Consider the following 13,318-nt stretch of genomic DNA (forward strand, 5'->3'; position numbering starts at 1 on the left):
TCTTTGTGAAATAGTAGACAATTGCTGTAATTATGCTAAAAAATAAAGCGCAGATTATCCACAATGCCTTGCTTCCACCGCTCATACTTTTTTGCTTAGTGAGTACTTCAAAAATTACCCAGATAGCACTAATCAAGGCTACCGATAAAAAATAGAATTAGTATCCATAATTTTAACGATTTGTTGAGATTTATGAATTTTGTATTTACTGCTAATTGCCAGCCAATCAAAATTAAGACACCAGAACTAATTTTTCCTTAAAATTATTGCCTGCTTGACCTTGCGCCTTGCATTAAGAGGAAATGCTATGGATAAAACAGCTAATCCTCCAGATACTTTAAAGAATGTTTTATGATGATCATTTTTCCATTTAGCTTCATCAGCCATTTCACTTTTCAGATAAGAAAGTCCTCCCAAAGCAAAGGAACCTATCGTAGCAAATAAGGTCACTTTACCAAGTGTCCTATTAAATATTGCATGATTCAGTTTAGAATTGACCTCTTTGTTGGACCAGCCATAGTTCAATACATAAAACCCTTGGTCATTTAGCCAAGTATTTTGTTTGGTGGAATAGGGGCTGTTTGGAGAATTTTCGCTTAAGTTTTTTTGACCGTAAGCCTCATTCAAGAAACTCAAATAAACAAATAGAAAAAAGATTTTGATAGATAAGCGCATAATTTACAATTAGCTAGTCTAGATCTGAAGATTGAACTTTTGGATATTTCGATTTTAAGGATTTTCTCAATTGCTCTGCTTTTTCAACTTTATTTCTTCCACTTTGACTAATTATAATTGACCCTGTTAGCATGCCTCCAGTAGCAATAAAAAAACCAGTCCCTGGTTTTCTATCAGACTTGTCTGGATCTTCATTTAAGGCATGTGCAAGATTAAATACTGAACCCAAAAATAATGACGCTATCGAAGCCCCAACAAGAATTCTGGCACTACTCCTTTGCTTTACAGCCTTTTCCAAATTCAAGTTTATCTCTAGGTCATTCCAATTATACCCTGACAATTCAAATCCATTTTTTGATATCCAGCTATTCTGAGATCTTTCATAAGGACTTCGGAATACGGTATGGGTCTGCATTGAATTAATGGTATTTTCATTCTGTTCTTCGTGGTTGGACAAGTTGTTGACAACAACGCTGTCCTTTTCTAATGCCTTTTTTCTTGATTCATCAATTTTTTGCTTCATTTCAGAGACCAATAACAATTCTTCTTTCGCACGATTCGATTTAGCTAGAGAAATAATCGAAGAAACTCCTACTAATAATCCATATGCTTGAATACCACTTTCACTGCCATCACTGAGGATATGTTTCAGCCCAAATGCAGCTCCCGTCATTGCAATGGCCGACCACAATTTACTCATTGACCTGGCCTTGACAGCTCTTTCAATTCCCAAATTGATATCAGGATTGTCCCAATAGTAATCTGAGACATCAAGCCCTCTTTTCATCATCCATGTATTCGTCTTGTCCGAGTATAAATTAAGAGGTGGAAAAGTCAACTCATTATCAAATTGAATTTCTTGCGATCTTCTTGCCCACTCTATTTCTTTTATTTTTCTTCTGGCTTTTGAAAACTGCAAGGCGGATACAGCTGTTACTGGAACACTAACTGCAAGCAAGAAAAATTTATCAGGATCTTGATAGACATTGGAAATCCCTGCTGCCACTCCTACTAGGCTTAAGCTTAAAAGTGCATATGCTGCGCCCCTATTGACAATTGCATGATCAAGTTGATCATTTAATTCTACATTTGTCCAAGAATAACCTTTAACATCAAACCCATTCTTCTCTAACCATTTGTTTTGATTTGAAGAATATGGACTCTTGTCCTTGTTGATTTTTAAAATTGTATTTTCAGCTCGTTTACCATCACTCTGACCTTGGGCTCTTTGAGCTAACCAAAGAAATAAAAAGAGGAAAATAAGTCTGGTTTGTTGTTGCATCGGGATTGAAGTTGGTTTTTAGTTTTGTTGATCATAAGTCAACAAAAATATAAACTCCCCCTAATCTTACTTTTATAATTTAATCCGGAATTAGACATGACTATTTTTCATAATCAAAATAAAGCTTCTTCTTCCCTTTTTTAGAATATTCGAACCACTCACCTATTTCCTCCCCATTTTTATAATTGCCTGAGTAGTTAAGTTGTCCATCTCCGTCAAAAAATTCCCAATAGCCATCTTCCTTCCCTTCCTTGTAATTTCCCTTTTGAAATAAAACTCCATCTTCCGTATAAACCTCCCACTTCCCATCAGGCAATCCCGATACGTAGGAACCATTACTTTTTAACTTTTTATTTTCATGATACGACAACCAAATACCTGAGTATAATCCTGATTTGTAAATTCCTTTTCTTTTGAGTTGGCCAGTATCATAATAATAAAAAGCACTATCCTCAAGCAAACCTGTTTTCCAGTTTTCTTCGCTCTTCATCTGACCATTTCGATAATAACTCAAACATTTCCCACTTAACTCATTGTCGATATAGTTCTCAATAGCATTGATTTTTCCATCCGGATAGAAGTAAGACCATTTGCCAGATTTTCCTTCCTCGTCTATCACGCCAAAAGATTTCAGTTGTCCGCTGTCATAAAAATTTTCGGAAGTTTCTTGAGCTTTCAGGTTCGTGCTTAGAGCTGCACAAATTATGAGTAATAAATGAGTTAGCTTTTGGTAATTCATGTGTAGATATACGAGTCTTTCTAAATTTATGGTCATATTCCATCAAAATTGTATCCAATCAGACGCAACGGTTCAAATTATTTCAAACAGTGCTTTATATCCATTCAAAAATATATTAAAATTGGCATTGAGAAATTCATAAAACACAAACTATGATCAACTATAAACAAACCATCAACCTTTGCTTTGCACTAGCGTTGACTGTTTTCATTTGTTCTTGCGGGGGTAATTCCAAAAAAGTAACCGCTGAAATTGAGGCTGAGGCATTTGAAGAAGCTGAAAATCAACTTATAGAAGAAATTGATAAAGTGGTGCATGATATGCCACCACCATCAGAAGTTCCATATCTACTCCAAGCCACAGGATCAGATTTCAATGCAGAATTGATCAACGACTTGAATAACGTAACGAAATACGAAAATTCAACAGACAAAGCAGCAATGAATCTAGGTGCTTATGCTACCGATATCGGATACCTATCTGCTTATGATCAAGTGCAGGACGCTTTGAAATACATGGAAACATGTCAAAAGTTGGCCGATCAAATTGGTATCGCATCTGCTTTTGAGTTAGAGTTGATGGAGAGGTTTGAAAGAAATCTTGGAAACAGGGATTCATTGGCTAATCTAATCAACTATGCTATGGACGTAGCAGAAGAAAAATTAGAAGCTACAGATAGACTTCAGACTATCGCCTTAGTGCTTTCTGGAAGTTATATTGAAGGACTTTATCTTTCTGTGATGGTTATTGACACTTACCCAGATGATTTACTACCTGAAGCAAGCAGAAATTTGATTCTTGAGCCTTTGGTTAAGATTATCATTGATCAGAAAGAACCATTGAATGATGTTGTAAGATTGTTGAAAGACTTGAAAAGTGACGACACTATTGCTGAAGTAGTAGCAGAATTTGACATTTTAAGAGTACTATACCAAGAAGATCTTTCGGAAATCGATAAGAAAATAGCTGAAGGTGATCCAAACTTTATGTTGAACAAAGATATGTTAGTTGATATCATTTCTGAAGTGAAAAGAATTAGAGCTGAAATGGTTAAATAATCCATCTTCATCTCGCACTAAAAAGCATTGAATCTATTGTTCAATGCTTTTTTTATTTCTGCTCCAAATTAACCTATATTTAAAGATCAATACCATCTGTAAATCTCGATCTAAACTATGAGTGAACAACTGTTAAAAGCCATCATCCACCTATTGGCAATCGTGGCAAAAGAGGACGACGTAACTGAAGATGAGAGAAGTGCCATTGAAGACTTTTTACTCGAAAATCTAAGTAAAGACGAGAGCCTTAAATACATGCAGCTCTTTGATCAAATGACCAGTCACATGTCAGGTGACCGAGCAGTTTCATTTGGTGAACAAAAAGAAATCTCAATACTCGCCAAACAAGTCAATCAGGAACTTACTCAACAGCAAAAAATAGTTGTTATACTCAAGGTACTTGAGGTGATCATGGCTGACGGTGAAATATCCGACCGAGAATTGGAATTGCTTCACCTTATAGGAGAATCATTCAATTTTTCAACCAAAGCAGTTGATCACATCAAATCATTTGTGGTCAACAAAGAACGTTCACAGCTTAATGCTGATAATATTTTAATTATAGATGATAGCAACGGTGCTGGCTCAAATACAGACGCCAGACATCTTAAACGGTCTTTCTTATCTGGATACATTGCCTTCTTCAGGTTACCTGCCTTGGAAATGTATTTTATGAAATACATGGGTGATTCTGCACTCACCCTAAATGGTGTACCTGTTCGAAAAAGCAAAATCATTGTTTTTTCCTCTGGCAGTACCATTCGTGGATCTAAAATAGATCCAATCTATTATAGTGATGTGGTTTCTACTTTCCGTGAAGAAAGCAGTGACTCAAAAATTTCATTTGTTGCCGAAAACATTGGATTCACATTCCCCAATGGGCACCAAGGTCTTAGAGATATTACCATTGCTGAAAGCTCGGGCAAACTGGTTGGACTCATGGGCGGTAGTGGTGCTGGTAAGTCCACTCTGCTAAACGTTTTGAATGGAAATGAGACTCCTTCACAAGGTTCAGTTCGAATCAATGGAATTGACATTAACAAAGACAAGAGCAATGTTGAAGGAGTGATCGGCTATGTGCCACAGGACGACCTTTTAGTTGAAGAATTAACTGTTGCTGAAAACCTCTATTACGCGGCCAAACTCTGTTTTGCAGATATGAGCAATGATGAATTACATCAGCTTGTAGATAAAACTTTAGCAGCGCTAGGCTTGAGCGAAACACGAAACTTAAAAGTGGGGTCTCCTTTACAAAAAACAATTAGTGGCGGTCAAAGAAAAAGAGTAAATATTGGGCTTGAATTGCTTCGAGAGCCTTCAGTGCTTTTTGTTGATGAGCCAACTTCAGGACTTTCTTCGAGAGACTCTGAAAACATCATGGACCTTTTGAAAGAGTTATCATTAAAAGGTAAAATGGTTTTTGTCGTTATTCACCAACCGTCCTCGGAGATCTTTAAGATGTTTGATAAATTGGTCATTTTGGATGTCGGCGGTTATCAGATATATTATGGAAACCCAGTAGAGGCTGTTATCTACTTCAAGAATATTGTTGATCTAATTGATAAAGATGCTGGCTCCTGTATCGAATGTGGAAATGTAAATTCCGAACAAATTTTCAATATCATCGAAACCAAAGTAGTAGATGAATATGGCAAACTTACTGACCAGCGTAAAATTTCTCCTCAAGACTGGAATAGCTATTTCACCGAACGAGTCTCTATAAAGCCAGCTACAGAATCAGATGAAAAACCTGAGAAAACGCTCAAAATTCCTAGCAGAATTAAGCAGTTACTCATATTTGCCAGTCGGGATATCGCATCTAAACTCAGCAACAAGCAATATCTAGCTATCAATTTATTGGAAGCACCTCTTCTAGCAATAATTCTGGCATTTATCATTAGATATGTCCCACAAGGCTCTAACGAGTACATTTTCAGGGAAAACCCCAATATTCCTGCCTTCTTCTTCATGGCGATTATTGTATCGTTATTTATGGGATTAACTGTGAGTGCTGAAGAGATATTTAAGGATAGGAAAATTCTAAAAAGGGAATCGTTTCTGAATTTGAGCAGGTTTAGTTATTTGGTCTCGAAAATGATGATATTATTCGGATTGTCTGCTTTACAAACACTGATGTTCGTCTTAATTGGAGACTTCGTATTAGGAATCAATGGAATGACTTTCTCATTTTGGTTGGTGATGTTTAGCGTCTCTTGTTTTGCCAATATCATGGGATTGAACATTTCTTCAGCTTTCAATTCTGCAGTAACGATCTACATTCTGATTCCTTTGCTTATTATCCCTCAGTTAATATTGAGTGGTATTGTAGTGAATTTTGACAAGCTACATCCATGGCTGAGCAACTCTAAAAAAGTGCCTATTATCGGAGAATTAATGGCCTCAAAATGGGGATATGAAGCATTGGCTGTGACCCAATTCAAAGACAATGAATTCGAAAAAAACTTTTTCACTTACGACCAAACTATAGCCAATTCAGAATTCAAAAGCGTCTATTACTTTTCTGCGATTGAAGCCAATTTGGATTATGTACATTCCAATTTTGGTTCGGAAGACAGTGAGAAGAAACAAAAAGTAAATGAGAAATTGAAACTCATTCAAAAAGAGCTGACCAAAGAAATGGAGTTGGCTGGAGTACCAAAAAGCAAATTTCCAGCAGTTGACAATCTGACGCCCGGAAAATTCAACAAATCTACTTTTGATGAAACCGAAAAGTTCGTCAAAATCATGCGGAAGATTTACAATAATCGCTTGAAAAAAGCTACTGCTGAGCGAGATGCTCTCACGAAGACCATGACAGACAGTGATGAAAAACTAGCGGCATTCGCAGAATTGAGAAAAGACAATGAAAATGAAGCCATCGTATTTTTCTTGAAGAACAGCACTGCAGAAAATAGATTGTTGGAAACTAAAAAGGAGCTGATTCAAAAGATCTATCCGATCTATAATGTACCAGTCCCACAACATGCGTTGGATGTCAGATCTCATTTTTATGCCCCACAAAAACACTTTTTGGGGAATTACTATGACACCTTATATTTTAATGTTGTAGTCATTTGGATGATGTCATTGCTTCTAGTTATTTCGTTATATTTTGATTGGTTCAGAAAAGTGGTCAATAGCTTCGGCCAATAACTAGCTCATGTTTTTTATCTTATCCAAGATCATTTATTGGTTAGTGATGCCCACTAGTCTAATCGCTTGGTTGGTAATAGCTTCTCTATTGGTTAAAAGACACAGACAGAAACATATTCTTAGGATTCTGGCCATATCACTCTTTTTCTTTTTCACCAATCCTTGGATCTCAACTGTGGTTATGAATGCCTGGGAGCCAGACCCATTGCCCTTTCATAATTTTGATCAAGAGTATAGTGTCGGGATTGTCCTTTCTGGTATTACCAATCCTAACCGGCCGCCTTTCGATCGAGTACAATTCAACAAAGGAGCTGACAGAATTGTTCATGCAATTGAACTCTATAAGCTGAGTATTATCCATAAAATATTGATTACAGGTGGGTCAGGTACTTTGACCTTCGAAGGAAATAAAGAATGTTATGCACTTCAGGAATTTGCAATAAGCAGTGGCGTTCCGATAGAAGACATTCTCATTGAAAACAGGGCAAGAAATACAAGAGAAAATGCCTTGTTCACAAAAGAACTGATTGCAGGAATCCCTGGACAAACAATGTTAATAACTTCTGCCTTTCATATGCGAAGAGCACAAGGTTGCTTTCAAAAAGTAGGGTTGGAAACAATTCCTTTTCCTACAGATCATTACGGTGAACCCATTCATTATACACCAGACGACATCATTATACCTTCTATTATTGGTTTGAAAATCTGGACGATTCTCACTAAAGAATGGATTGGAATTGTAGCTTACTGGGCCGCGGGATATATTTAAGTGACAGCCATTTTTCGGACAAGTATTGAAAATATACTTGGAAAAAAGCGCTTCATATAGATACCCATCACTTCTTTGAATCCGCCAATGTAACTCTCCTCCTTTTGCGAGGCCACACTTTTTAGCATCTTAGTCACCAATTGATCCACGGTTAATCCGGCCGCTTGAGCTTTGTCTAGCGAATTTTGTTTAGTTCCATCTCCCATGAGCGCATTAAATGAAATTTTGGTATTTACATAGCCTGGCAGAATCAAGGTCACTTTCACACCATCATCGAAATGTTCCGACCTTAATGCATCGTAAAAACCATGAACTGCATGTTTAGATGCAGAATAACCCGAACGTAAAGGAGTGCTTATGATACCGACAGCACTAGTTACTGCTATGTGATGACCAAATTGCCTCTCAATCATCCCTGGTAATACATACTTTGATAATGCTATTGTGCCAAAGTAATTCACTTCCATAATCTGGCGTTGCACTTCCATCGACGTATTGATTACTTTATCACGTTGGCTTATGCCTCCATTATTAAACAGAATGTCCACTCCTCCAAAAAATGCTTCGGCTTCTTTTGCCTTCTCTTCAAGCGATGGAGCATTTGCCAAATCAAGTGGAAGTATTTCTATTGTTGCTAGGTTCTGATTTTCACCTTTCACTCTTTCCAGCTCTTCAGCACGTCTTGCAGAGATAACTAGGTTACATTTAATTTTACTTAAATGTTGCACTAAACCCTCTCCTATGCCACTAGAAGCGCCAGTGATCCAAATGTTCCTATTTTCGAAGTATTTCACTTTTTTATTTTTTCGTATTTCACAAAATCAAATGAATATTTATGGCGATCATCTAAAGGATGATGTTTTCTTGAAGTCTCTTTCCATTCACTTCGCATTTCTGGAAAGAAAACTTCACCATTTTCAATATGAGCATCAATCTCAGTAAGATAAATCACATCTGCTCGATCCATGGCCATTTCATAGATCTGACCACCGCCAATGACAAACAATTCTTGTTCGCCTTGTTCTACTGCAAAATCATATGCTGCATCTATATCATTAAACACTGTGCAGTCTGGCACCTCAAAGCTTTTTCGCCTGGTAAGTATTACATTCGTTCGATTGGGCAAAGGCTTAAATTTTGGAGGTAAAGAATCAAAATTCTTTCTTCCCATAATCACTACATGTCCTTTGGTAGTTTCCATGAAGTACTTCATATCATCAGGGAGATGCCATGGTAAGTCATTGTTTATTCCAATCACCCTGTTTTTTGACATGGCCGCAATCAATGCTATTTTCATTTCACTCAAATTTAAACCCTCTCAATAAATCTTGAATTTGCATCCGTTTTTTACCTTCCATTTGAAGGTCAAGTAAATCCAACCAACCATCTTTGGTTTTTATTGACAGATAGGTTTTGTTGTCAGTATCCATCTGTCCTACTTCCTTATTTGCATTTCGTTCAGCAGATTGAACTTTGTACACTTTAAATTTCTTATTGTTAATCGTAGTCCATGCAGAAGGGTAAGGAGACAATCCTCTGACGAAATTTCTAATCTGTTCGCTTTCATGATTCCACTGAATCTCACAAGTCTCCTTATGAATTTTTGGTGCAGATTTTAATGCATTTGATTCCACTTGTGGTGACAGTTCTACATTCTGATTCTCAATGTTTTGAACTGTTTTAAGCACCAGCTTAGCGCCTTTATGCATCAGCCTTTCATACACGTCACCTACTGTATCTTCCGAGCTGATGGGCTCTTTTTCCTGAAGTATAATGCTTCCTGTATCTATTTCATGTTTGAGGAAAAACGTAGTTACTCCAGTTTCGGTTTCTCCATTCATAATAGCCCAATTGATCGGTGCTGCACCTCTATATTGTGGAAGTAAAGAACCGTGAAGATTGAATGTACCACTGGCTGGCATGTCCCACACAGCTTCTGGCAACATTCGGAAGGCAACTACGACTTGTAGGTCGGCATCGAGTCCTCTAAGTTCAGATAGAAAGTCTTCAGATTTAAGGTTAGTTGGTTGTAAGACATTCAAACCGACGCTTTCAGCATACTCCTTAACTGGGGTTCCTTGTAGTTTTTTACCTCTACCCTTTGGCTTGTCCGGCGCAGTAATTACCCCTACAATTTCAAACCCATTCTCATGTAAAATCTGAAGACTAGGTACGGCAAACTCTGGTGTACCCATAAATACAATCCGCATATACTTTCGATTTTTTCTAGCTCGAAATTACTCGGATTAGAGGAGAGATTCCATTCTCCAGCTTACTAAATACTATTGTTTCTTTTGATTCTGCTACTCAATCCAATTTTAGGATTGGTGATAAATTGTACAATCACGTTTACCCATGATTTATGCACAAACAGATTGTCATAAAAACTTGGAGCTGTTTCTTTCAACTTTGGCAATCTAGTTCCTGGAATATTTGGAAAATCATGATGCTCGTTGTGGTAGCCAACATTCAATGCAAATTTATTCAAAAACCCATAGTAGCTGTACGTCTCTTGTCCTTCTTTAAACACATAGTGCTCCGCAATGAAATGAGCTGCTAATGGGTGTAAACTTCCTGCGAGGAAAATTGAAATGAGTAAATAAATAATGGCACCAAATCCAACAAAATACCAATAAACCCCAATCGCAGTGAGTTGAAATAGAATATTATAGATGTGCCATTTTTCCAGTTTTATAGGATGGACAAACATGGGTCTAAAGGCGTAGAAAAGAATTTGGTTAGTTGCCCAAAGAATTTTACCTATAAACCCTCTGAATATTTTAGCTTCCGCTGAGGTAGGTAGATCAGTGTCATTATTTTCATCCCCTTGCTCCCAATGATGCTTCAAGTGATAGGTCTTAAATGAAATAGCATACGGTACTACGATTGGAATATTAGCTACTAAGGCTAACCAATTGTTATACACTTTCTTTTTAAAAGCTAAGTCATGACTCAATTCATGAATGGCTAAAAAGATCGTATGACTCACCGATGCTCCAAATATGTATGCCAATGGAAAATACCAGTACCAAGCCAATTCAGCAATAAAAGGCGCGGTTACCAATTGAAAAATGACAAGAGCTAATGTTTTATATTTTAATCCTTTATCAATTCCATAAAGCGATTTCACTTCTGGATGTTTTTCGATTATTTCTTTCCTTCTCTTGAAATGCGGCTCTCTTTCATCCGACCAATAAAACCCTTTTTTCTTTTCCAATGTGCTTCGGTTTATTTGAATTGCAAAGATAAGCTTGTTTTTACTTCATAAAAATATTGAATAGTTAATATTCCTGATATTGATCATGGTACGGGATCATAACCACTAGATCCCCATGGATGACATTTGGCTATTCGTTTTATACCAAGCAAAATACCTTTCCTCACCCCATGTTTTTCAATAGCCTCTTTGGTGTATTGAGAGCAAGTCGGAGAAAATCGACAAGATGATGGAAATAATGGTGAAATACTGTATTGATAAATCCAAATAGGGATCAGAAAGAGTTTCTTTATTAAAGATTTCATATCATTCCTGTCGACTATAAATGTCATTAAGTTTGACCAAATCATCTTCAGGGATATCTGTACGATTTAACACAGCAAACAATTCACTTCTGGACTTGATATCGTATTTCAGCAAAACGTCATCTTTTTTCTGTTGCTTTTTTAAATTTCTTGAATAAAGGAAAATACCCACTTGCAATCCCGCAGCAACAACCAGCAAAATAATAATTAAAGTCATACCAGCAATTTTGGTATTATACTGAATTAATCCACCCCAAGTTCTGGATGTTTTCCTGGAACGCCTACAAATTTACTTTTGATGTAAGCAACTTCTTCATCCATATTTCCAGTAGGATGGAATTCTTCGCCAAATTCAACGACTCTCTGTTTGAAATCAAAGCTGCATAAAATAATAGGCACCTTAGTGGCCATGGCTATTCGATAAAATCCAGTTTTCCATTCAGATACCTTTGAACGCGTACCTTCTGGCGTTATCGCCAATCGCATGACTTCTCGCTCATTGAAAATCTTAACTATTTGATCCATCAAATTCCCAGCATTTCTACCTCGATCTACAGGAATTCCTCCCATATACGTCAGTAACCAGCCAAGAGGCGGAAATTTATACAACTCCTTTTTGACTAAAAATGAAGATCTAAGGTTTTTAATAGGTCTAACTATAACACCAATAAAAAAATCCCAATTGCTCGTATGCGGCGCAATGGCGATGACACATTTTTTTGTTGTTTTAGGAATATCGCCTTTGATTTCCCAACCCAAAATTTTCAAGAAAATGAGCTCTGCGAGAAGCTTAGTCATAAGCTAGAATTACGAGGCTACTACACCCATTTTTGAGAATTTATCAATACGTTGATTGATTCTTTCTTCTGGAGAAATTTTATCCAAATCTTTCAAATTGGCAACCAATACTTTCTTTAGTTCTTTAGCTGCTTCTGACGTATCCACATGTGCACCACCAATTGGTTCTTTAATAACTCCGTCAACCATACCGTTAGCCATCATGTCCTTAGCCGTTGGTTTAAGCGCTTCAGCAGCTTGTTCCTTATAATCCCAACTTCTCCAAAGAATAGTTGAACAATTTTCAGGTGAAATCACAGAATACCAAGAATTTTCCATCATAAGGACACGATCACCTATTCCAATACCCAAAGCACCACCTGAAGCACCCTCTCCAATGATAACACAAATTACAGGCACTTTTAGCATAAACATTTCCTTTAGGTTTCTTGCTATAGCCTCTCCTTGACCTCTTTCTTCAGCTTCTAGCCCAGGAAATGCACCGGGTGTGTCAATCAAACAAATTATTGGTTTATTGAATTTTTCGGCCATTTTCATCAAACGCAATGCTTTTCTATAGCCTTCAGGATTAGCCATACCAAAATTTCGCATTTGGCGCTGCTTGGTATTTCTTCCTTTTTGCTGACCTATGATCATCACTGTTTGACCAGCTAAGGAAGCAAACCCTCCAACCATAGCTTTATCATCCTTAACGGTTCTATCGCCGTGAATTTCTATGAATTCATCAGTGATCTCATAGATATAATCAAGGGTATAAGGTCTTTCAGGATGACGAGACAACTGAACCCGCTGCCAGCGTGTCAAATTATCAAAAGTGTCCTTTTTAAGTTTTTTTATTTTTTTTTCTAAAGTCTTGACTGCTTCATTTACATCTACATCGTTGTTAGATGCGAGCATTTTCATGTCAGCCAACTTTTCTTCAAGCTCTGCAATAGGCTTTTCAAATTCTAATAGCATAGATTAATGATGAAATTTGAGATGCAAACCTAAAAATAAATTCCAATTTAAAGGCTAGCAAAATTTACTTTATCTCAAGAGAATTTAAATCCATTGAATTCAGCGTGGATCAATGATACCAAAGTGAGTGCCTTCTTCTCATGTGTTTTCTGAAATTCATTACAAACGCCAACATTAAATAAACCAAAACAGGCGATCCAAAGGTCAAAAATGACGTATAGATGAAGAATAGTCTGATACTAGAAGATGGAATTTTCAACTTCTCACCTAATCTAGTACACACCCCAAAAGCGTATTTCTCGAAAAATTCCTGTATTCCTTTCATAACGCGGTAAAATTAACGCAAAACGATGAATTTATTTGTC

15 protein-coding genes are annotated in these 13,318 nt (G+C 36.9%); 3 read left to right on the forward strand and 12 right to left on the reverse strand.

The window, feature by feature from the left end; genetic code table 11:
* Positions 1–246 precede the first annotated feature (246 nt).
* The 3 genes from ABJH98_RS10410 to ABJH98_RS10420 form a co-directional block, all read right to left on the reverse strand.
* Positions 247–675 (reverse strand): hypothetical protein, encoded by a 429-nt coding sequence (locus ABJH98_RS10410; RefSeq protein WP_348307609.1) that lies wholly within the window; start codon positions 673–675, stop codon positions 247–249.
* A gap of 13 nt (positions 676–688) precedes the next feature.
* Entirely contained in the window at positions 689–1,957 is a 1,269-nt protein-coding gene (locus tag ABJH98_RS10415; RefSeq protein WP_348307610.1) for a hypothetical protein, read from the reverse strand.
* 100 nt (positions 1,958–2,057) lie between these two features.
* Positions 2,058–2,732 (reverse strand): toxin-antitoxin system YwqK family antitoxin, encoded by a 675-nt coding sequence (locus tag ABJH98_RS10420; protein ID WP_348307611.1) that lies wholly within the window; start codon positions 2,730–2,732, stop codon positions 2,058–2,060.
* A 116-nt stretch (positions 2,733–2,848) separates the two neighbouring features.
* Between ABJH98_RS10420 and ABJH98_RS10425 the strand changes: the two genes are divergently transcribed.
* The 3 genes from ABJH98_RS10425 to ABJH98_RS10435 all read left to right on the forward strand — a co-directional run bounded on the left by ABJH98_RS10425 (position 2,849) and on the right by ABJH98_RS10435 (position 7,676).
* Positions 2,849–3,754, forward strand: a complete 906-nt coding sequence (locus ABJH98_RS10425; protein WP_348307612.1) for a hypothetical protein — start codon at positions 2,849–2,851, stop codon at positions 3,752–3,754.
* A 117-nt stretch (positions 3,755–3,871) separates the two neighbouring features.
* Positions 3,872–6,907 carry an ATP-binding cassette domain-containing protein gene (locus ABJH98_RS10430; RefSeq protein ID WP_348307613.1) on the forward strand — a complete coding sequence of 1,012 codons (3,036 nt, stop codon included), beginning with the start codon at positions 3,872–3,874 and terminating at the stop codon, positions 6,905–6,907.
* Between the two features lie 7 nt (positions 6,908–6,914).
* Positions 6,915–7,676, forward strand: a complete 762-nt coding sequence (locus ABJH98_RS10435; RefSeq protein WP_348307614.1) for a YdcF family protein — start codon at positions 6,915–6,917, stop codon at positions 7,674–7,676.
* On the opposite strand, the gene ABJH98_RS10440 is transcribed toward ABJH98_RS10435, so the two are convergent.
* From ABJH98_RS10440 to ABJH98_RS10480, 9 genes are all read right to left on the reverse strand, one after another.
* A complete protein-coding gene (locus ABJH98_RS10440; RefSeq protein WP_348307615.1) occupies positions 7,673–8,470 on the reverse strand; it encodes an SDR family NAD(P)-dependent oxidoreductase in 798 nt (265 codons plus the stop codon). The two genes, ABJH98_RS10435 and ABJH98_RS10440, sit on opposite strands and share 4 nt — an antisense overlap.
* Positions 8,467–8,973 (reverse strand): dihydrofolate reductase, encoded by a 507-nt coding sequence (locus ABJH98_RS10445; RefSeq protein ID WP_348307616.1) that lies wholly within the window; start codon positions 8,971–8,973, stop codon positions 8,467–8,469. The genes ABJH98_RS10440 and ABJH98_RS10445 overlap by 4 nt, the downstream gene beginning before the upstream one ends.
* 1 nt (position 8,974) lies before the next feature.
* Positions 8,975–9,886, reverse strand: a complete 912-nt coding sequence (fmt, locus tag ABJH98_RS10450) for a methionyl-tRNA formyltransferase (protein ID WP_348307617.1) — start codon at positions 9,884–9,886, stop codon at positions 8,975–8,977.
* Positions 9,887–9,951: 65 nt separating this feature from the next.
* Entirely contained in the window at positions 9,952–10,893 is a 942-nt protein-coding gene (locus tag ABJH98_RS10455) for a fatty acid desaturase (RefSeq protein WP_348307618.1), read from the reverse strand.
* A gap of 83 nt (positions 10,894–10,976) precedes the next feature.
* Positions 10,977–11,198, reverse strand: coding sequence for a membrane protein insertion efficiency factor YidD (gene yidD, locus ABJH98_RS10460; RefSeq protein ID WP_348307619.1), 222 nt, complete (start codon positions 11,196–11,198; stop codon positions 10,977–10,979).
* A 1-nt stretch (position 11,199) separates the two neighbouring features.
* Positions 11,200–11,415: a hypothetical protein gene (locus ABJH98_RS10465; RefSeq protein ID WP_348307620.1), complete on the reverse strand. Its 216-nt coding sequence runs from the start codon at positions 11,413–11,415 to the stop codon at positions 11,200–11,202.
* 26 nt (positions 11,416–11,441) lie between these two features.
* Positions 11,442–11,996 carry a 1-acyl-sn-glycerol-3-phosphate acyltransferase gene (locus ABJH98_RS10470; protein ID WP_348307621.1) on the reverse strand — a complete coding sequence of 185 codons (555 nt, stop codon included), beginning with the start codon at positions 11,994–11,996 and terminating at the stop codon, positions 11,442–11,444.
* 9 nt (positions 11,997–12,005) lie between these two features.
* Positions 12,006–12,953 carry an acetyl-CoA carboxylase carboxyltransferase subunit alpha gene (locus tag ABJH98_RS10475; protein WP_348307622.1) on the reverse strand — a complete coding sequence of 316 codons (948 nt, stop codon included), beginning with the start codon at positions 12,951–12,953 and terminating at the stop codon, positions 12,006–12,008.
* A 109-nt stretch (positions 12,954–13,062) separates the two neighbouring features.
* Complete coding sequence (locus ABJH98_RS10480; protein ID WP_348307623.1) at positions 13,063–13,278, reverse strand: PspC domain-containing protein; 216 nt, start codon at positions 13,276–13,278, stop codon at positions 13,063–13,065.
* Between the last annotated feature and the right edge of the window lie 40 nt (positions 13,279–13,318).

The sequence above is a fragment of the Reichenbachiella sp. genome, from assembly GCF_039969095.1.
Lineage (GTDB): Bacteria > Bacteroidota > Bacteroidia > Cytophagales > Cyclobacteriaceae > Reichenbachiella.